Source organism: Cupriavidus sp. SHE (assembly GCF_000812445.1).
GTDB lineage: Bacteria > Pseudomonadota > Gammaproteobacteria > Burkholderiales > Burkholderiaceae > Cupriavidus > Cupriavidus metallidurans.
This window is the reverse complement of record NZ_JWMB01000022.1, coordinates 1-19,949: the sequence shown is the minus strand read 5'-3', so window position 1 is coordinate 19,949 and position 19,949 is coordinate 1. Positions and strand designations below refer to the sequence as shown.

The window sequence follows — 19,949 nt, the reverse complement described above, 5'->3', positions numbered from 1 at the left end:
GCCCGTGCTACAGTCCGCCGGGTATCAGACGCCACATTCAGACGCCCCAAGACTCCGCCCGCCATGCCAGAGCGCCCCGCCCCTTCCGCTGCCAAACCGTCGTCGATGAACGTCAAGACGGCGCTGCGCGTCATCGAAATCATCGAAACGTTCGCACGCGAGCGCCGGGCGTTGTCGCTGTCGGAACTGGCCCGCCTGCTGGCCGTGCCGGCGTCGAGCTGTCTGGCGCTGATCCGCACGCTGACCTCGCTCGGCTATCTCTACGAAACCGCGCGCCGCCAAGGCTACTACCCCACCGGCCGCCTGCTGGCGATGGCGCAGCAGATTGCTCGCCACGATCCGGTGCTGGATCGCGTGCATGGCACGATGAGCGAGTTGCGTGACGCCACCGGCGAAACCATCGTCATCGGCAAACTGCATGAAGGGCAGGCGGCGGTGTATCTGGATGTGCTTGAATCACCACATGCGATTCGATACATCGCTACGGCGGGCGAGCGCCGCGAGCTTCATGCCAATTCGATCGGCAAGGCCCTGCTGGCGGCGATGGACGAGGCCGAACGCGCGACGCTGCTCGCGCAACTGCCCTTCCAGGCGTTCACCTCGCGCACGCTGACCACGCCCGCCGCGCTGGAAGCGGATCTGCAGCAGGCGCGCGAACGCGGCGCCTACGTGAACCTGAGCGAGTCGATGCCCGACGTGGGGGCGCTGGCATGGCCGGTGCGGCTGTCCGGCGAGTGCTACGCGATTTCGATTGCGGGTCCGGTCTACCGGATCGAACCGCACCTCGACCGCTATGCGCCAATGCTGCGCGCCGCCTGTGCGGCGCTGGAAAAAACCTGAGCGGAGTCAGTCGGCGGCGTCGCGCTCGCGCAGCCGCCAACCGGTGGCATCCGGCAAGCCCAGTCCGTCCACGGGCGCGGAAGCCGCCAACGCCAGCACGGCGTCATCGCGCCGCCAGGTCACCGCATTGGCCTGGGATATCGGCGCCGGCAGCGCCTCCACCACATGTCCCATCATGGTCTGGAACAGGTTGCCACCGTGGCACTTGATCCACGCTTCCTTCAGGGTCCAGAGTTGAAAAAACGCCACGAGACGCGCATCGGCATCGCTCTCGCGCAACAGTTCGGGTAGCGCGGCACGCTCGGCCTCCGTCGTGGTGGCTTCGATCAGCGTGTCCAGATGCTTGCGCGGCTGCAGGTGCTCGATATCGATGCCAACCGGCACATCGGCCACCGCGCAGGCCAGATGGTCGCCGGAATGGGCAATCGACACGAACACCGGCACGCCCACCGCACCACTCGTATGTATCGCCAGTGGCGGCGAATCCTCCGCGGCCGACAGCGCCCACTCGGACGCATCGCCGCCGAATGTCACCGCCAGCAGCCGGCGCGCCAGCCACCGGCCAGCGGCGAACTGCTCCGCCCGCGCCTCGGCCCGCATCGTCGCCAGCCGCCCCAGTTCTTCCTGCGACATCCAACGGCTCACGGGCGGCGCCATTGCCGCGAAGGCCATCACAGATCCGGTACGCAGTGCGAGCGGCATGTCAGTGGAAGGGTTCGAATGCGTAGAAAAGGATCGAAAAGGATCGAAAAAGGCCGAAAGGGTCAGGAACGACTCAGTCGTTCCAGCGGCGCAAGACCAGCGACGTATTGATGCCGCCGAACGCGAAATTGTTGCTCATCACGTACTCGGTGTCGATAGCACGCCCCTTGCCCACGATGTAGTCAAGTTGCGCGCAGCGGGGATCGGGGTTCTCCAGATTGATCGTCGGCGCGAACCAGCCATCGCGCATCATCTCGATCGTCATCCACGCCTCGAGCGCACCACACGCGCCCAGCGTATGGCCGACGTAGCTCTTGAGCGAACTGATTGGCATTCGGGCGCCAAACACGGCGTGCGTGGCCTGTGATTCGGCGATATCGCCCTGATCGGTAGCCGTGCCATGCGCGTTCACGTAGCCGATTCGATCCGGCGAGACGCCGGCATCGTCCAGCGCCATCCGCATGGCCAGGGCCATCGTGCCGGCATCGGCCTGGGTCACATGCACGCCATCGCTGTTGGTGCCATAGCCAACGATCTCGGCCAGGATCGGGGCGCCACGCTGCCGCGCGTGCTCCAGTTCCTCGAGTACCAGCGTGCAGGCGCCCTCGCCCAGCACCAGGCCATCGCGCGCGGCATCGAACGGTCGTGGCGTCGCCGTGGGCGCCTCGTTGCGCGTGCTGGTGGCGAACAGCGTATCGAAGACGGCCGCCTCCGTGGCGTCAAGCTCTTCGGCCCCGCCTGCCACCATCGCCACCTGACGGCCCATGCGGATCGTCTCGTAAGCGTAGCCAATGCCGTGGCTGCCTGACGTGCAGGCGCTCGACGTGGTCAGGATGCGGCCCTTGATGCCGAAGAACACGCCGATGTTCACGGCGGCCGTATGCGACATCATGCGGATGTACGTGGTGGCATTGACGCCCTCGGTGGTGCGGTCGCTCATCATCCGCGCGAAGTCCTGCGCGGCGGACGGCGTGCCCGTCGAGGACCCGTACGCGATCCCCATCTGTCCGCCGGTCACCAGCGGATGTCCGGCCAGCCCGGCCCCGGCCAGCGCCGATTCGGTCGCCAGCACGGCCATCTGCGACACGCGGCCCATGGTCCGCATGAGTTTGCGCGTGTAGTGCGGCGGCAGCGTGAACGGCGGCACCGGCGCCGCGATGTGCGTGTTGAGGCCACGGATCTCGCGCCAGCCTGGCATGACCACTATCGCATTGCGACCGGCGGCCAGGCGCTCGCGCACCGTCGCCCAGTCGTTGCCGATCGCGCTGACCGCGCCCGCTCCCGTGACCACCACCCGCTTCATCCGAACATGCCTCCGTTCACCGAAATTACCTGGCGCGTAATGTACCCGGCATCGGGCGAAAGCAGGAACGCCACCGTGGCCGCCACCTCGTCCGGGGTGCCCATGCGGCGGGCGGGAATCATCTTCATGGCTTCCTCGCGCACGTGTTCTTCAATCATTTCCGTGTCGATCAGCCCCGGCGCCACGCAGTTGACCGTGATCTGGCGCTTGGCCAGTTCGATCGCCAGCGCCTTGGTGGCGCCGATCACCCCGGCCTTGGCAGCGCTGTAGTTGGTCTGCCCGCGATTGCCAACGATCCCGGACGCCGACGACAGCGTGACGATCCGGCCCGGCCGACGCCGCTGCACCATCGGCAGCACCACAGGGTTGAGCACGTTGAAAAACGCATCGAGGTTGGTGTGAATCACCTCGTCCCACTCCTCGCCGCTCATGGCCGGAAACGCTGCATCGCGGGCCAGCCCGGCGTTGCAGACCACTCCGTAGTAGCAGCCGTGATGGTCAATATCGGCCAGCAATGCGCTGGCCGCGGCCTCGCGTTGCCCGACATCGAAACACAGCACGCGCGCATTTCGGCCGAACGCGCGCACGGCGTCGGCCACCGATTCGGCTTCGTTGCGACGCGCGCGGCAGTGGATCACCACGTCATAGCCATCGCGCGCAAGACGCAGCGCAATGGCGCGGCCGATGCCGCGCGATGATCCCGTGACGAGCACGGTCTGGGTTGTCATGTCTGCTGCCCCTCGAGGAAGGCCTGCGCGTCCGCAGGCCGATATACCGAAACCGTTGCCCGAGCCACCTCCTGGCCGCCCATGTCCAGCGTGCAAGCGAACAGCGACAGGCCGTCATCACCCGCCATCTCCAGCCGGGCACGAATGGTCAGCACGCTGCCCACCGGAAACGCGGGCACGTCGCTGGCATAGCGGCGCGAGCCCAGCAGGAAACCCGGGCCGGGCTTGCTTCCATTGCCGCGAGCCTGCATACCCGCCCATGCCGCGATCGTCTGTGCCATGTACTCGATGCCAATCCATGCGGGCATCCCAGCGTCATCGACGAACAACTGCGTCGACCTGACTGTCGCGCGCGCCACGCACTGGGTGTCATCGGCTGCCAGCAGTTCGTCGATCAGACGCATCGCGCCGTCATGCGGCACCAGCTCGCCAACGGGCGGCAAGGTCGATATCGGTGCGGGTGTGCGCATCTTTAGCCCTCCCCCATCACCAATACGCAATTGCTACCCCCAAACGCAAACGAATTGCTCACCGCATGGCGCACCGGCCGGCCCAGGGATTCGTCGGCGCCCGCCACATGCAGCGGCGGCATCGCCGGGTCAGCGATGCCATCCCACCAGTGCGGCGGCAGACGACCCCGAGGGTTGTCCGTCAGCGTCAGGTACAGCAGTGCGGCTTCCACCGCGCCAGCGGCCCCAAGCGTGTGCCCGGTCTGCGACTTGGTGGAACTGACCGGCACATCGGCGCCGAACAGGTCGGACACCGCGCGCGCTTCCATCACGTCGTTCTGCTCGGTGGCGGTTCCGTGCAGGTTCAGATAGTCGATGTCCGCGGGCTTCAGTCCGGCGCGAGCCAGCGCCTGCTGCATGGCCGTCCGCGCGCCGACACCCGATGGGTCGGGTGCGGACATATGGTGGGCATCCGAAGTCTCGCCCCAGCCGGTCAGCCGCACGGGCCCGGCCTCGCGGGACATCAGGAACAACCCCGCGCCCTCACCCAGATTGATGCCGCGCCGGTTCGCCGACAGCGGGTTGCACCGCTCGGCGCTCACCGAATCGAGCGAAAGGAAGCCGGAAATCGTAAACGTGCACAGGGTGTCGACACCGCCCGCGATGGCCACGTCGACGATGCCATGCTCGATCAGGCGGGCCGCGGCCGACATGGCCTTGGCGCTGGACGAGCACGCCGTGGAAATCGTGTAGGCAGGCCCGCCAACGCCGAGCCGCCAGGCCAGGTAGCGGGCTGGCGAGCCAAGCTCCTGCTGGGCGTAGTGGAACTGCTCGGGCCACGTGCCCTCTTTCGCGTGCGTGCGCACGGCAAGCTCGCCCTCGTAGATGCCGGACGTGCTGGTACCGAGCACGATCGCCACCCGCATCGGGCCCACCCGCGCGATGGCCGCATCCACCGCCGGACGCAAGCCGGCAAGCGTGCGCTCCAGCATGGCGTTGTTGCGGCTGGCCAGTTCCAGCGCGGTGCCCGCCGGAAGGTCGGTGGCCGCCATGGGCTCCGCAACGGTGCCCAGATGCAGCGGGCTACCCGGCGTGTAGCGTTCGGTGACCTCGCCACCAAACGGTCCGTCACTGCGCCACAGCGCGGCACGCACGGCGTCACTGCCGCTACCGAGCGCGCATATCACGTTCATTGCGTTCAGATAGATCGTCATGGCGTCTTTCCTTCTTCCTGCAACGTGCGAATGGTCAGCCGATAGCCGTCACGCAACTGCGTGAACAGCGTGGTGGTGGCATCCGGATAGCGCACTTCGGCCACGACCTCATCGCCGTACCGCAGCACACGCATGGCCGGCGTGGCATCGACGCGCCAGCCATCGGGCAGCGCCGCCTGAATCGCTTCGACAGGCCAGAGCGACAGTTGCAGGTCGCTCAGGATGCGCTCGGGCATCAGTTCCCGTGGGGCCCACGGGGCCCGCGTCACACGCAGTTCCCGGCCATCCCAGTCGATACGCGCCAGCACCTGGCCACCTGCCATGGCGGCCAGCCGCGTATGGGCGGCATCGGCTTCCAGCATCGCGATCATGTCACGTGTCTGCTCGCCCTGCGGCGACGGGAACTGCACTGTGATCTGCTGCTGCAGGTTCAGCGTCCTGCCCAGCGAGGCCGGCGGCAGGCGCAGCAGCGGCACCTCGGCTCGCGTCGGGGCAACGGTGGCGCAACCCGTCAGCACCGCTAACGCGGCCAAGGCGGCCAGCATCGCGAGCGTCGCCAGCGCGGCGGGCAGCCTCAATCGTCGCAAAATTGCTCCAGCACGCTCAGCCGACGGCGCGACTCCGTCACGAACGGATTGTTCAGATCCCAGGCATAGCCCGCCAGGATCGACGAGATCATGTCGCGAATGTCGGTGGGCGCGTTGGGATGGAAGATAAGCTTCTGGAAGCTGCCTTCGTACCATGCTTCGACAAAGGCACGGAAGCAGTCAACGCCTGCTTTCAGCGGCCTGGCGTACTCGGTTTCCCAGTCCACGGATTCGCCGGCCAACGCGCGCGCCACGCAGGCGGTGGCGAGGCTGGCCGACTTGAACGCGATCGTCACGCCCGACGAGAACACGGGGTCGAGGAATTCGCCGGCATTGCCAAGCAGTGCGTAGCCATTGCCCCAGAGCGACCGGACGTTGGCCGAATAGCCGACGATCTGGCGGGCCGGCGTGTCCCACTCGGCATCCTTCAGCAGCTTCGCGAGGCCCGGCTCCTCGGCCACGAGTTGCCTGAGGCGAGTCATTTCATCGCCTTCGTACCGGTCGAGGAACGACTTCTCGGCCACCACGCCCTGCGAGCAACGCCCGTTGGAGAACGGGATGGTCCAGTACCAGACATCGACGTGTTCCGGATGCACGCTGACGCGGATCTTGTTGCGATCGAAGCTGCCCCCCGGAATCCTGTCGGCCACGTGCGTGAAGATGGCGGCGCGCACCGGAAAGTTCGACGGCGACTCCAGGTCGAGCAGGCGCGGCAAGACCCGGCCAAAGCCAGAGGCGTCCAGCAGGAAGCGTGATTCCACCTGATACACGTTGCCATCCGGATCGCGCACGGTGACGACCGGCGCGGCACCGCTGACGTCCACCGCTTCCACGACATGGCGAAAGCGCACCTCGGCGCCCTGCTTCTGCGCCTCGCGAATCAGCACATCGTCGAAATGGGCGCGCTGCACCTGATAGGTGGTGCCCCATCCCGGCGAGAATTTCTCGCGAAAATCGAAATCGGTATAGCGGTCGCCCCGCGCGAAGGCCGCCCCATTCTTGTACTGGAAGCCCGCCTCCACCACGGCCTGCAGCATGCCGGCCTCCTCGATGTAGGCCATGCTCTGGGGCAGCAGGCTCTCGCCGATCGAGAAACGCGGGAACGTTTCCTTTTCGATCACCATCACGCCGATGCCGCGCTTGCGCAGCAATCCGGCCGCCACGGAACCCGCCGGGCCCGCGCCGACGATCAGTACGTCCACTGTCTCTTTCTTCATTGAGATCCTTCCTGACTGATTTGATGCGATGACGTTCCGGGCAGCGGCCTGAACCACGGCGACATCACCCAGACCGCACCCACGCCTGACAGCATCGTCGCCCCGAACGCATGAAGCGCGGGTGTCGACGACAACGCAAGCAGCCCGAACGCCAGCAACGTGCTGGCCGCCCCGAGCACGATGGCGGTCCAGGACACGCCATCGCCCGGATGTTCGAGCAGGAAAATGCCATAGTCGACGCCCACACCCAGCAGCAGCGCCAGGGCGAGCACCGAGAACAATTGCAGTGGCACGCCGGTCCAGCCCAGCACGGCCACACTGAACGCAGCCGCCAGCAGCGTCGGCACGAGGGCGCGCCAGCCCGAGCGGCCATAACGCCACCAGAGCAGCAGTGCCACGCCCACGGCACCTGCCAGCAGGAACCAGCTCATCAACACCCGGTAGTGATGGAGCAGGAACGAGATATCGGCCACGCGATCGACCCACTCCGCGCCGGGCACCTGCCGCACCGACGCCGCGATACCGGGAATCGCCGACACGTGTTCGAGGCCGCGCAACAGCATCACACTGGCAAAGCCATTGCCTTCGCGGCCAAGCCACAGGTGTCGCAGGGTTTCCGACACCGGATTCGCCAGCCACGCGGGCAGCGTCAGCACGGCGTCGCCAGCACGCGCGGACGGAGCGGGCGGCGCGATCGAGCCGCCCACTGCGCTGGCCACGCGTGCGCGGATCGCCGCCTCCTGCCGATCGGCCAGCGCGGCATCGGCTTGCTGACGGCCGGCGGACGGCACCCAGTCCGAGATCGCAATGAAGCCGGCCAGATCGCCGCGCCGGATCGCATCGGCCAACCCGGCCTTGATCGCCTCCTCGCGCGCGAGCACCTCGTCCGGCGTCGCGCCACGCACGAGGATGAACTGCGCCGGGCTTGGCGTGCCCAGCAACTGCCCTGCCGTGCGTTGCGCCTCGATCAGCGCGGGCGGCGAACTCTGCAGTTGCCGGATGTCGTCGGCAACGCGCACCTGCCAGATGCCGCTCACGATGAACAGCATCAACACGCCAAGCGCCAGCCAGGTACGCCGGTCATTGCGTGCGTACGGCCAGCGCGCCAGGCTATCGGCAAGCCAGGTGGAAAGACGCGTCGGACGCAGGTTGCCCCGATCGAGTAAAGGGAACCAGAACAGCACTGTCAGGAAGGCCGTAATCAGGCCAACCGCGGAGAACAGCGCCATCTGGCGCAGCCCGGGGAACGGTGCGATGCCAAGCGCGAGATAGGCCACCACGCTCGTAGACAACGCCAGCGCCAGTCCCGGCGCCAGGAAGCGCATCACGGCAGGCGGCGTCGCGCGCGGCATGGCCTGGCGCGTCACGAAGTAGTGGATGCCGAAGTCCTCGGCCACCCCGACCAGACTGGCGCCGAACACCAGCGTGATCAGGTGAACGCGGTCGAAGACGATCGCCGTGGCGGAGATTGCCGCCGCCGTCCCGATCAGCAGTGACAGCCCCACCAGCACGATGGGCCGCAGCGAACGGAAGGCCAGCCACACCAGCAGCAGCACCGCGGCCAGCGAACCCCATCCGATCACGTTCATTTCCCAATTGGCCTGCGCAGCCGCGGCTTCGGCGTGCAGCGGGATGCCGGCCGTCACCACGCGCACCCCGTCGTCGCCCTGACGCGCCGCCGCTTCCGCCGCATGGAGCAGGTCGCCGTAGTCGGTGCTGCCATTGGCGGAAAACGCGGGCTTGGTGATCCGATACGTCAACAGCACCCAGTCCTTGCCTTCGCCGGTCACCGTTGCCAGACCATCGCGCTCATGCACGCGGGTCACCGCCGCGCGAGACAGCCACCAGTTCTGCCACAGCCCGAGCGGGTCGGACGCCCAATCGGTCAGGCGCGGTCCGGTGGAAAACTGGTAGAGCCGCGTCAGCGCCTGCTGCGCGAGCGTATCGGCATTGGTCGTGCGCAATGCCTCGCGCTGCGCGTCGGTCAGAAGCCCGTCGCGCCACGGCCGGTAGAACGCCAGCGCAGCGTCGAAATCGAACGCGGCAATCTTGTCGACGGGCTTCAGCAACGCGCTGCCGCCGGACGTGGCCTGCGAGAAGCGCTGCGCCGCCGCGCGCGTGCGGGCCCAGTCCGAGCCCCCCACCAACACGACGATCTCGCGCGACACACCGTCGGTCAGCTGACGCAGCACGCGGTCGGCCGTGGCGGTGCGCTCGCTGGTCGGCAGCAGCGCCATCACGTCGGTATCGAGCCGCGATGCACGCCAGAACTGCACCTGGTGTGCGATCAGCGCAATCACGAGCAGCAGCCAGCCAATCGCCAGCAGGCGCTCGCGGCGGGTCAGCCCGCCCTGCATCGCGGCCCCGTGGGCCAGTTCATTCAAAACGTTGTTCCTCCGAAGGACTGAGTTTTTCCGCTCCGGCGGGGTCGATCATCCTGACAACGGTGCTGTCGCCGCTGGCTTCCACGAGCCTGACGTCGCGGACGTAGCGGTCTCCGGCCAGATCGATCCGCGTGAACGCGCGGCGCACACCCGCATCGGTCGGTGTCAGGGTCAGCGTCCAGCCCGACTTGCCGACGAGCTTGCCGGTCACGCTAAAGCGCGTGGACAGACTGCGCAGGTCGCCGCGCAGGATCGCGATCATCGACTCCCCGACCAGCCGCATGGCGGGCTGGGCGTCCGCCTGCATTTCCTGCTGCACCTTGCCGTCCGCGCCCCGCATCACCAGCTTCTCTGGCGTGACCAGCAGGCTCGACGCGAACGGCTCACGCGTGGCCCACACTACGCCCCGGCCTTGCGCCATCACGAAGTCGCCCCGCGAGATCAACGGGTTACTGAAGCCGGCCAGCCTCCGCGTCTGCTCGAACTGACCATGGATGACCGGCGCATCGGACAACCGCGCCGACACGGCTGCGGAAAGATCCTCGGCGTGTGCCGGTACGACGCTCATCGCCGCCATCGCCACCAGCGCAAACATCGCCTGCAAAGCGCGGCGGCGCATCATGGCTCGACTCCAAGCCGTTGCAGCAGCACGGGCGGACTGACGTACTGCATCTCCTGGGTGGCCATATCCACCGCCACCTGGATGGAGTATCCCTTGGTCAGCCGCGCACCGGACAGCGCGTCGCGCATCTCATAGTCAATTCGGAGCCGGTTCTCCCATTCCGCGAACGTGGCACGCACAATCACGGGCTGGCCGTATCGCAGCGGGCGAACGTACTTGACGCGCACGTCGACGATCGGCCAGGCATAGCCCGATGCTGACATCTGCGGATAGTCGTAGTCGATCTGCTGCAGCAACGCGCAGCGTGCCAGCTCGAAGTAACGGAGATAGTTGCCGTGCCAGACCACGTTCATCGGATCGAGATCGTGGAACGCTGGCGTCAGCGTGATCTCATGACTCAGGATTCTTGGCATCGCGCTCCTGTGCGGGCTGCTGCATGTCACGGCGGCCGATGCTGATCGGATCGTCCGCCCAGAAATCATAGAAATTGAACCAGTCGTACGGTGAACGCGCCACGAGGTCCTCCAGCCAGCGGGCGTAGGTCGCGGCCAGCGCCTGCAGACGTGCCTCGCGTGTGGCGCGCGGTAGCGTCACGACGCGTTCCAGCTCGGTGAAGCGGATCAGGTGCCCGCGCCCTTCCCGCACACAGCCCATCGCGTACAGCGGGCATTTCAGCAGGCTCGCCAGCACATAGGGGCCTACCGGGAAGCGTGCGGGCTGACCGAGGAACGGCACCCGCACAGCCCGGCCACCGTGCGCGGGCGCGCGATCGCCGGCAATCGCCACGAATTCACCGGCCTCCACGCGCGCAGACAGTTCGAGCGCCGTGGCCGGAGAGATATCGTCGATCTGGTAGAGCTGCAGCATCGAGTCCGGGTCCAGCCGGGCCAGGATGCGATTGAAGCGCTCGGCATGGGCGCTGTGGACAAGCACGGTCAGCCGCAGCCCGTTCAACCGGTTGGCCATCGCCCGGCAAAGCTCCAGACAGCCGACGTGAGCGGTCATGATGATGCCGCCCCGCCCGCTCGCGATCTGCCGGAGCAGCACGTCGCCGCCTTCCTTGGAAACATGCTCGAAGCGATACCGTCCGCCGATGGCCAGCAGCTTGTCGAGCATCGTGTCGCCAAACGAAAACAGATGCCGCAGCGACTGGCGCCACGTGGGCTGCGTGCCGATGGCACCTGTTGCCGCCTCGACTCGCGCGAGGTACTCCATCGACGACCGGCGCGCCAGCGGATACGCCAACCAGAAGTAGACGACCACGGGGTACATCACCACGCGGAACAGCAGCCGGCCAAACGCGCGGTACAGGCCGTAGAGCAACCAGATGCCCCAGACGCAGGTGGCTTCGCCGATGGCGCTCCAGTGCGGCGTGCGGCGGCGCGGCGCGGCGCCCGGTGTTTCGGGGTGCAAGGTGCTCATGCGGGGCGCACCTTGCGCCACAGCAGACGCGGCATTCGCCACAACATGCCGAAGAACAGGCGGGTCAGCATCCCCGTCATCAGCAGGTTGTCCTGGATCAGACGGAAATGCGAGACGCCATCGCTGGGATACGTGACCCGCGTCGGAACGTTGACGACCGGCACGCCGCGCCAGTACAGGCGCACGATCACCTCGGTGTCGAACTCCATGTGGTGGCCGAGCCGCACGTCCTGCATCAGCGCTGTCACCGCGTCGAGCGGATAGACCCGCAAGCCGCACATCGAGTCGCGGATCTCGAACGAGAGCGTGTTGATCCACACCAGGATGTGCGTGAGATACCGGAAATAGAAGCGGTGGCGCGGCACCGTCTGGTCATACACCGGGCAGCCCGCGATGACCGCCGTCGGGTTCTCGCGTGCCAGCGTGAAGAAACGCGCGATGTCGTCGGCATTGTGCTGCCCATCGGCATCGATCTGCAGCGCGTGCGTATAGCCGAGCTTCGCGGCCTCCTGGAAGCCGGCCATCATCGCTGCACCCTTGCCCCGGTTTTGCGGCAGACGGATCAGGATCACGCGCTCCCCATGGGCATCGGCAAGGTCGCGCAGCACCTGGCTGCACGCCGGGCCGCTGCCGTCATCGACCAGCAGGCACGGCCACGGATGCCTCAGGATGGCCTCGACCATGGCTCCGATGGCATGTTCGTGGTCAAAGACCGGAACCAGCACGATGGGACGAAAAACGGCGGTCATGAAACTGCGGGGTGAAAAACGATCTTGCCGCTCGCGTGCGAGCCGGCATCGGAGGTTAGTCGAAAGGCCAGCGTGCATGACGCCGGCTGCCAGTCGAGCGCCATGCGCACCGCTGCGCCGGGACGCATCACAGCCTGGAATTTGAGCACATCCAGCCTGGCAAAACGTTGACGTGGCGGGACCGCCAGCCGTTGCGGCGCCAGCGCCATGACCCAGTCGATCTGGGCGACGCCCGGCACGATCGGTGCGCCCGGAAAGTGGCCATCGAAGATTGCGAGGTCTTCGGCGATGTCCAGCTCGGCGGTGGCCGACGTATCGTCGGCCTCCACCCAGCGCGCCACCGGAATACTGTGGCGCAGCAGTTCGCGCAGCATCGCCTCGGTGGTCTTGCCCTGCGCGTTGCACGGCAACGCCTGCGGGAACGCCCAGCGCCGCGGCAACGCCAGCCGGTCAACACCGTCGACCAGCGCACGGCGCAGCGCGGCAATCAGCGCATGACGGCCCTTGCCGTCGAGCATCGACTGGCCGGCCTCCTGCAGCACGATCGCCGTGCCCACGCGCGTGCCGATGGCGGTCTCGATCAGCAGCGCGCGGGCTTCGCGCACCAGCGGCGACGCCAGCAACCGCTGCTCGATCGCGCTCAGCGACACCCGTTTTTCCTCGATCTTGACGATACGGTCCGCCCGACCGGCCAGCACGAATCCGCCATCTCCAGTCGGCAGCACCCGGTCGGCGCACACCTGCCAGTCATCGTCGGCGAGGTGGGCCGAGCGCACCGCGAGGAAACCTTCCTGCAGCCGCCACGCCACACCGGGCAGCGGCGTCCAGCGGTCGTCCCCTGCCGCGCGCTGACGCCACGCGATGCCACCGGTCTCGGAACTTCCGAATACTTCAATCGGCGAAACGCCGATATGGCGCATCACATCCGACGCACCCTCGGGCGGCAACGGACCACCCGACGAAAACACCGCCCGCACCACGCCGCGCGTGGCGGCCCAGTCCAGCGCTTCCGGCATCCGCTTCAGATGCGCCGGACTGCTGACCAGGACCACCGGTGTCCGGTCTTCGGCACAGGCCGCGACCAGCTCCTCGTGGAACGCCATGCGCGCCACAGGCATCGACCGGCCCACCGCCAGCGGCCACAGGATCGTGAACAACAGGCCGTAGATATGTTGATGCGAAACCGTCGTCAACAGACGGCTTTCTCGCGGCATCGTCGGGCCAAACGCCTGTTCGAGCGCATGGACCTCGGCCTCTAGTTGCGCCAGCCGCTTGGGCGCCGCCTCCGGCGCACCGGTGGAGCCGGACGTGAACAACGTGATCCAGGTTTCTCGCGCGTCCAGGCGGGGCCATTGCAGCGGAGACTCCGTGGCCGACGGTTGCAGGCCCTGCGGAAGATCGCCGGCCATGCCATCGACCTGCTCGCGCAGCGCGGCAAGCGTATCGGGCCTCGCATCGCCGGGCAGCACCACATGCTTGCCCGCGTGCCAGGCGCCGAACAGCGCAGCGGCAAACTCGGCCGGGCTGTCGACGAACAACGCCCAGCGCGCGCCGGGCGCCGCCAGGAACGCGTGTCGCCATGCCGTTGCCCGCGCGACCAAGGCGCGAGCATCGTCTCGGGCAGCCAGCGCTGCCATCGTTGCACTGACGCCGTTCAGACGGTCATCCATGATGGCCCTCCGCATGACGGCGCTTCACGCGCTGGCGCACCAGCCACTCCACCGCGAACATTGCGCCGATCAATCCGTAGGCAATGCCGCCGTTGTAGATCGCCCAGGCACGGTCGCTACCGGCCAGGGCCGTAATCGCGGCAATCGTGCCGTTGACGACGAAGAACACGCACCAAGCCTGTGTGACCCGGCGCGTATAGGCCACGCCGCTCGGCGGCAAATCCGGCTCGCGCAGGCGCGCAAGGCGTTCGATCAGCGTGGGAGGATGGCGCAGGCTCCAGCCAAAGACGGCGAGCATGGCCACATTGACGAGGACGGGGTAGAGCTTCAGCGGCAGTTCATGATCGGAGGCCAGCACCGCTATTGCCAGCCCGGCCGCCAGCAGCGCCGTGACGCGCCAGCCGGTCTGGCGGCTGGTGGCGGCACGCAGCAGCGCGAGCGCGACCAGCGCCAGCGCCATCACGCGCGGCGAGTAGTGCTGCAAGCCGAAGTAGATCACGAGCGGGTAAGCCATCGTCAGCAGCCCCAGCCCCCATTTGCGCCATGCCATGTGCTTGTCAGGCGGTGGCCGGCGAGTCGATCAGCGATGCCAGGGTCCGCACCACGTCGCCCACCGTCTTCACCGATTTGAACTGCTCAGCCCGGATCGGCCGGCTCATCAGCGGTTTCATTTTCACCAGCAGGTCCACGGCGTCGATGCTGTCGATATCGAGATCGTCATACAGGCGCGCATCGAGCGTGATGCGGGCTGGGTCGATCTCGAACATCTGTTCGAGCACCCCGGCCACGCGTGTGAAGATTTCGTCGTGCGTCATGCTTGTGGCTCCGTGTTCCCCGATTCAAACCATCCAGACCATCATCCGCGCGTCACGCGGTGGCCTGGCCGCGCTGCGACGCAATATAGGCGGCCAGCGTGGCGACGCTGGCGAACCGGGCGCGGACTTCGTCCTTCTCGCCCTTCATGGTGATTCCATAGCGCTTCTGCAGCGCCAGGCCGAGTTCCAGCGCGTCGATGGAATCGAGCCCCAGCCCTTCCACGAAGAGCGGCGCGTCGGTCTCGATATCTTCCGCCTTGATATCTTCCAAAGACAGCGAGGTAATAATGAGTTCCTTGATTTCCTGCTCAAGCGACTTCACGGCGGATCTCCCGAGAAAAATAGTCAGATAGTGAATGATTCAACCGGCGTACGGCCTTTACGGGCTCCAGGCCTTGCGGCACCCACTGGGCGACGCTGACATCGGCATGAACGTCGATGACAAAGCGCGGCCGCCGCCGTGGGACGTGGTACCACTTCTCGCCTTTAGTCAGCGTAGGCGGTACGCAGCGGATCACCACCGGTGTCAGCGCAATATCACCGCGCACGGCCACGTTGGCCGCGCCGCGCTGCAATTGCAGCGGCGCGCCGGGCCGCGTGCGGGTGCCTTCCGGAAAGATGATCAGGCTGCTGCCGGCGCGGAGTGATGCGATGCAGTCGTCGACCATCGCCACGCCACCGCTGTCGTTGCGTACCCAGCCGGTGGCCTGCACGGCCCCCCGCGTGAACGGATTCCGCGCCAGCGACCCCTTCACAACGCAGTTCGCGTTGGGTGTCAGCGCCAGCAGGAAGACCGCGTCGATCAGCGACGGATGATTGGCCACGATCAGCAGACCGGGCCGGCGCAGCCGATCCGCGTTGCGAATTTCGTAGTCCAGCACGCCCAGGGTGCGCATCAGCCACAGGAATCCCCACAGCGTGGAATGAATCACGCGGCGACAGGCCCGCTGCGCCCTGGCACGCGCCCAGAGCATCAGCGAGAGCAGCGGGAATACCAGAACGCCCAGCACCAGGCCCCCGATGCCGAAGATCGCGAAGCAGAATGCCGTGGCGACAACGCGCCACGCGCGGCCGAGGCGGTCAAACATGGCGACCCCACTTCCAGATCGCATGATCCGCGCGATGCAACAATTGCGACTTGCCGGCCCCTGCGTCATTGGACAGGACGAAATGCAATACCTCCAGGCCGTGTGGCAGCAGCGGCTGCCCCTGACCGTCCACGGGGCCGTCCCCCGACTTGTCGGTCACCGCGATCGCGGGATCGGCCAACTCGAGCGACCACACTGGCGCGCCTGCACGCGGCAAGCCCACGCGCCACGCCCACCCATACAGGCACTGCGGTTCGTCGGCATACGTCAGGTACGGCTCGGGAAGCGGTGTGTCATAGCAGACCAGCAGGACCTCGTCGGCACCATCGGCCAGCAAGCTGCAGGCCTCGACGATGGCGGCCTCTACGGTGTCCTTCCCACCGGACAACGCCTGGATATTGGATGCCGCGCTCCGGTCGATGGAAAACATCGCCCCGATCGCGTTGTGCACGGACAGACCGAACGCCGTGGGCGACAGCTGTTCGCCGGCGGCAAGCTCGCTCAGCATCGAAAAAGCGCGGCGCGAATCACCGTGACGCGAAGCGAAGACGGCCGGCATTACGCCTGCGTCATTGGCGGCGATCTCGTAGGCGGGATGTAGCGCGGCACGTCCTGTGGCATTGACACGGCGACGCAACATCGGCGCCATCGCGGCAAGCGCGGGCAGATCAGCACCTTCCGGCAGCCATGGGGCTCGGCTCCATGCCAGCCAGTCGGCGTGTGTCTGCAACGCCGGCGCACATGCCGCCCATGCGCGGATCTCGAATTCAAGTGTCATGCCTTGCGCGTGGGAGGATTGTGACCCGGTCCGCCGCCAGATTCTGATAGGTTGGATATCTGGTCGGCGGCGCATTCTCTCATGCTCCTGCGCGCACTGGCTGTGCCAGAAAAGTAACGGAATTTCGGAAATGTAACAGGGCGGATGCAGCACTTTCTTGCCGCTCCGCCCTGTTGACTTGCCGTGGCCGCCGTAGCGGCCGTCGCGGTACTTAGCGCGCCGGCAGGATTTTACCTGTTACCTCGCCGAAGCCGACGCGATACCCCTCGCCCTGACACCAGCCCTTCATGGTCACGGTATCGCCATCCTCGAGGAAACCGCGCTTCGCGCCATCAGCCAAGGTGACGGGTTCCGCACCATTGCGCGTGGTTTCCAGCAGGCTGCCGCACGAATCCGACGTAGTGCCGCTGATCGTGCCGGAGCCCATCAGGTCGCCAATGCGCACATTGCAGCCCGATACCGTGTGGTGGGCCAGTTGCTGCGCCATGGTCCAGTACATCGCCTTGAAGTTGGTGCGGCACACCGTGCTGGCCGCCGTGGCGCCGGCTGGTTGCAGCGCCACTTCCAGGTCGATGTCATAGGCGTTTTGCCCTTGCTGCTGCAGATACGGCAACGGCTCCGGCGATTGCGCCGGGTTTTCGCGGCGGAACGGCTCCAGCGCGTCCATCGTCACCACCCACGGCGAAATTGAGGTGCCGAAGGACTTGCTGTTGAACGGACCGAGCGGCACGTACTCCCACTGCTGGATATCGCGGGCGCTCCAGTCGTTGAGGATCACCAGACCGAACATATGGGCCGGGGCATCGCCCGTGCTCACCGGCTCGCCGAGGTTCGAGGGCTTGCCGACGATAAAGGCCATCTCAAGCTCGTAATCGAGCTTGCGGCAGGGACTGAAGATCGGGCGCGCCTCGTTCGGCAGCTTGATCTGGCCATTGGGACGATGCAGCGCAGTGCCGCTGACGACCACCGAACTCGCACGACCGTTATAGCCGATCGGGATTTCGAGCCAGTTCGGCAGCAGCGCGTTTTCGGGATCGCGGAACATGCGGCCAACGTTGGTGGCGTGTTCGCGCGACGAATAGAAGTCCGTATAGCCGGGAATATCCACCGGCAAGTGCAGCGTGGCGGCCGACATCGGCACGAGTGCCTTGTCGCGCAGCGCTGCATTGCCAGAGAGCCGCTGGTCATCGGCGGACAGCAGCGCGGTCAGGCGCGCGCGCACGTCGGTCCAGACCGGCTTGCCCAGCGCGATAAAGCGGTTGAGGCTCGACGCTGCAAACGCGCCCTTCGCCGCCGTCGGCATCAGGCCGGCATCGTCCAGCGCGGCCAGATCGACGATCTGGTTGCCGATCGCCACGCCCACGCGCGCCGCGCCGCCCGTGGTCGAAAAGATGCCATACGGCAGGTTCTGCAGCGGGAAATGGGTCTGGCCGTCGTTCGCGGAATCGACCCAGCTAGTCTTGGGGGCAGTCATTATCTTGTTACTCCTATTGGTGCGAGAGTCGCGTCAGATCAACGCACGTTCGGGTTGAAATGCTTCTTCAGGCCTTGCCAGCAGGTGTAGTAATCGTGCTGGAGCAGCGCCGACTCGGCAGCTTGCCGCGTCGGACGGATCACGCCCGGGGTTTCGAACATGAATGCCATCGTGTCCGTGATGTGGTGCGGCTTGCTGGTGTCAGAGGCGGACGCACGCTCGAAGGTCTCCGCATCAGGGCCATGACCGCTCATGCAGTTGTGCAGGCTCGCTCCGCCCGGCACAAAGCCTTCGGCCTTGGCGTCGTACTCGCCCGCGATCAAACCCATGAATTCGCTGGCGATATTGCGGTGGAACCAAGGCGGACGGAACGTGTCTTCCGCGGCCAGCCAGCGCGGGCCGAAGATCACGAAGTCGATCGTGTCCACGCCCGGCGTATCCGACGGCGATTGCAGCACCAGGAAGATCGACGGGTCCGGATGGTCGTAGCTGATCGAGCCGATCGTGTTGAAGAGACGCAGATCGTACTTGTACGGCACATAGTTGCCGTGCCACGCCACCACATCGAGCGGCGAGTGGCCAATGTCGGCACGCCAAAGATTGCCCTGGAAACGGGCGACCAGTTCGAAGTCGCCTTCGCGATCCTCGTAGCTGGCGACCGGCGTCAGGAAATCCCGTGGGTTAGCCAGCCCGTTGGAGCCGATCACGCCGAGGTCGGGCAGCTTGAACATCGCGCCGTAGTTCTCGCAGATATAGCCACGCGCCGCGCCGTCGGGCAGTTCCACGCGGAAACGCACGCCGCGCGGGATCACTACGATCTCCTGCGGCTCCACGGCCAGGCGCCCCATCTCGGTGACGATCAGCAGACGGCCCTCCTGCGGCACGATCAGCATTTCGCCATCGGCGTTGTAGAAGAAGCGGTCCCGCATCGACGCGTTGGCCAGATACAGATGGATCCCGCACCCGGACAGCGCTTCCGGACCGCCGTTACCAGCCATCGTGACGATGCCATCGACGAAGTCGGTGGGAGCGGTCGGCATGGCCGGCGCACTCCAGCGCATCTGATTTGGCGATGGCGCCACTTCGTCGAACCGGCTCAGCCAACGATCCTGCTCGATCAGCGTGAACGGCTTGTGCATGGCTGCCGGGCGAATGCGATACAGCCACGAACGGCGATTGTGGGCGCGCGGCGCGGTGAACGCGGTGCCCGATAGCTGTTCGGCATACAGGCCATACGGCGCCCGCTGCGGCGAGTTGCGTCCTACCGGCAACGCACCGGGCAACGCCTCCGTGGCGAACTCATTGGCAAAACCGGACATGTACTCCGCCACGGCGGTGTCGGCCACATTGAGTTGGGTCTGGGTCATGAAGTCTTCCTCTCACTTTGCTCGTACCTGCGACGCGGCGAGCATCCTGGGCGGCAAGGAGACTGGCTGCTGGCGAACGCCAGGCCCGTCCTGTGACGATGTCTCCGCTTTATCTTCGATTTACGTATTGTGAAATCGATTTACCAAATCGTAATCACCGTCTTGCGCAATGTCAAACCACAATTACGATAGGCGACAGCGCGCGAGCAAACGCGCAGATGCACGGATGTGCTGCGAAAGCAGGACAGACAGGGAAGAAAGTCTTTCGGAAAGGGGCTGCCAATCACGCCGGAGAATCGGCGAGGCAGAATGCCGGCTGCATGGACGACAGCGGCGATGGCTGCGCCCAGGCCAGCCAGGAGGAAAGGGTCATCGCGCCCGAATGCAGGGGCGACTGGACCTCGGCACGGCGAACGAACGTTCGCCGTGCCGAGAAATCCGGAGCCCTACCGGGCTCAGACGGGCTTGTGACCTTCGGGCGTCGAGCCCGAACCGAACCCGCCAGGGGCCGGCGCAGCAGGCGCGGCGGTTGCCGGGCCC

At 66.3% G+C, this 19,949-nt stretch carries 22 protein-coding genes; 1 reads left to right on the top strand and 21 read right to left on the bottom strand.

What is annotated here, in order from left to right:
* The first annotated feature begins 105 nt into the window (after positions 1-105).
* Positions 106-840, top strand: a complete 735-nt coding sequence (locus RN01_RS12515; protein ID WP_017513959.1) for an IclR family transcriptional regulator — start codon at positions 106-108, stop codon at positions 838-840.
* Between the two features lie 6 nt (positions 841-846).
* Here RN01_RS12515 and RN01_RS12510 read toward each other — a convergent pair whose 3' ends face one another.
* The 21 genes from RN01_RS12510 to RN01_RS34600 form a co-directional block, all read right to left on the bottom strand.
* Entirely contained in the window at positions 847-1,512 is a 666-nt protein-coding gene (locus tag RN01_RS12510; protein ID WP_227874128.1) for a 4'-phosphopantetheinyl transferase superfamily protein, read from the bottom strand.
* Between the two features lie 103 nt (positions 1,513-1,615).
* Positions 1,616-2,845 (bottom strand): beta-ketoacyl-ACP synthase, encoded by a 1,230-nt coding sequence (locus RN01_RS12505; protein ID WP_017513961.1) that lies wholly within the window; start codon positions 2,843-2,845, stop codon positions 1,616-1,618.
* A complete protein-coding gene (gene fabG / locus RN01_RS12500; protein WP_011518873.1) occupies positions 2,842-3,573 on the bottom strand; it encodes a 3-oxoacyl-ACP reductase FabG in 732 nt (243 codons plus the stop codon). The genes RN01_RS12505 and fabG overlap by 4 nt, the downstream gene beginning before the upstream one ends.
* Complete coding sequence (locus tag RN01_RS12495; RefSeq protein ID WP_017513962.1) at positions 3,570-4,043, bottom strand: hotdog family protein; 474 nt, start codon at positions 4,041-4,043, stop codon at positions 3,570-3,572. Before RN01_RS12495 ends, fabG begins: the two co-directional genes overlap by 4 nt.
* A 2-nt stretch (positions 4,044-4,045) precedes the next feature.
* The gene (locus tag RN01_RS12490) at positions 4,046-5,236 is read right to left on the bottom strand and encodes a beta-ketoacyl-ACP synthase (protein ID WP_017513963.1); all 1,191 of its coding nucleotides are present in this window, start codon (positions 5,234-5,236) and stop codon (positions 4,046-4,048) included.
* Positions 5,233-5,814, bottom strand: coding sequence for a DUF3261 domain-containing protein (locus RN01_RS12485; RefSeq protein WP_024570811.1), 582 nt, complete (start codon positions 5,812-5,814; stop codon positions 5,233-5,235). Before RN01_RS12485 ends, RN01_RS12490 begins: the two co-directional genes overlap by 4 nt.
* Positions 5,811-7,040, bottom strand: a complete 1,230-nt coding sequence (locus tag RN01_RS12480) for an NAD(P)/FAD-dependent oxidoreductase (protein WP_017514977.1) — start codon at positions 7,038-7,040, stop codon at positions 5,811-5,813. The genes RN01_RS12485 and RN01_RS12480 overlap by 4 nt, the downstream gene beginning before the upstream one ends.
* Entirely contained in the window at positions 7,037-9,424 is a 2,388-nt protein-coding gene (locus RN01_RS12475; RefSeq protein WP_223277427.1) for an MMPL family transporter, read from the bottom strand. Before RN01_RS12475 ends, RN01_RS12480 begins: the two co-directional genes overlap by 4 nt.
* The gene (locus RN01_RS12470) at positions 9,417-10,046 is read right to left on the bottom strand and encodes an outer membrane lipoprotein carrier protein LolA (protein ID WP_017515622.1); all 630 of its coding nucleotides are present in this window, start codon (positions 10,044-10,046) and stop codon (positions 9,417-9,419) included. The genes RN01_RS12475 and RN01_RS12470 overlap by 8 nt, the downstream gene beginning before the upstream one ends.
* The gene (locus RN01_RS12465; RefSeq protein ID WP_017515621.1) at positions 10,043-10,459 is read right to left on the bottom strand and encodes a thioesterase family protein; all 417 of its coding nucleotides are present in this window, start codon (positions 10,457-10,459) and stop codon (positions 10,043-10,045) included. Before RN01_RS12465 ends, RN01_RS12470 begins: the two co-directional genes overlap by 4 nt.
* Positions 10,437-11,468: an acyltransferase gene (locus RN01_RS12460; RefSeq protein WP_024570812.1), complete on the bottom strand. Its 1,032-nt coding sequence runs from the start codon at positions 11,466-11,468 to the stop codon at positions 10,437-10,439. The genes RN01_RS12465 and RN01_RS12460 overlap by 23 nt, the downstream gene beginning before the upstream one ends.
* Positions 11,465-12,217 carry a glycosyltransferase family 2 protein gene (locus RN01_RS12455; RefSeq protein WP_011518864.1) on the bottom strand — a complete coding sequence of 251 codons (753 nt, stop codon included), beginning with the start codon at positions 12,215-12,217 and terminating at the stop codon, positions 11,465-11,467. The genes RN01_RS12460 and RN01_RS12455 overlap by 4 nt, the downstream gene beginning before the upstream one ends.
* Positions 12,214-13,887, bottom strand: coding sequence for an AMP-binding protein (locus RN01_RS12450; protein WP_017514764.1), 1,674 nt, complete (start codon positions 13,885-13,887; stop codon positions 12,214-12,216). Before RN01_RS12450 ends, RN01_RS12455 begins: the two co-directional genes overlap by 4 nt.
* Complete coding sequence (locus RN01_RS12445) at positions 13,880-14,437, bottom strand: membrane protein (RefSeq protein WP_017514763.1); 558 nt, start codon at positions 14,435-14,437, stop codon at positions 13,880-13,882. The genes RN01_RS12450 and RN01_RS12445 overlap by 8 nt, the downstream gene beginning before the upstream one ends.
* A gap of 7 nt (positions 14,438-14,444) precedes the next feature.
* A complete protein-coding gene (locus tag RN01_RS12440; protein ID WP_008652282.1) occupies positions 14,445-14,702 on the bottom strand; it encodes an acyl carrier protein in 258 nt (85 codons plus the stop codon).
* Positions 14,703-14,754: 52 nt separating this feature from the next.
* On the bottom strand, positions 14,755-15,024 hold the full coding sequence (locus RN01_RS12435; RefSeq protein ID WP_011518861.1) for a phosphopantetheine-binding protein: 270 nt from the start codon (positions 15,022-15,024) through the stop codon (positions 14,755-14,757).
* Entirely contained in the window at positions 15,011-15,790 is a 780-nt protein-coding gene (locus tag RN01_RS12430; RefSeq protein ID WP_024570813.1) for a 1-acyl-sn-glycerol-3-phosphate acyltransferase, read from the bottom strand. The genes RN01_RS12435 and RN01_RS12430 overlap by 14 nt, the downstream gene beginning before the upstream one ends.
* Positions 15,783-16,568, bottom strand: a complete 786-nt coding sequence (locus RN01_RS12425) for a beta-ketoacyl synthase chain length factor (RefSeq protein ID WP_024570814.1) — start codon at positions 16,566-16,568, stop codon at positions 15,783-15,785. Before RN01_RS12425 ends, RN01_RS12430 begins: the two co-directional genes overlap by 8 nt.
* Positions 16,569-16,779: 211 nt before the next feature.
* Positions 16,780-18,042, bottom strand: coding sequence for a fumarylacetoacetase (fahA, locus tag RN01_RS12420; RefSeq protein WP_017514873.1), 1,263 nt, complete (start codon positions 18,040-18,042; stop codon positions 16,780-16,782).
* A gap of 38 nt (positions 18,043-18,080) precedes the next feature.
* Positions 18,081-19,409 (bottom strand): homogentisate 1,2-dioxygenase, encoded by a 1,329-nt coding sequence (gene hmgA, locus RN01_RS12415; RefSeq protein WP_017514872.1) that lies wholly within the window; start codon positions 19,407-19,409, stop codon positions 18,081-18,083.
* 283 nt (positions 19,410-19,692) lie between these two features.
* A partial coding sequence (locus RN01_RS34600; RefSeq protein WP_231582271.1) for a hypothetical protein occupies positions 19,693-19,949 on the bottom strand: 257 nt, incomplete at its 5' end.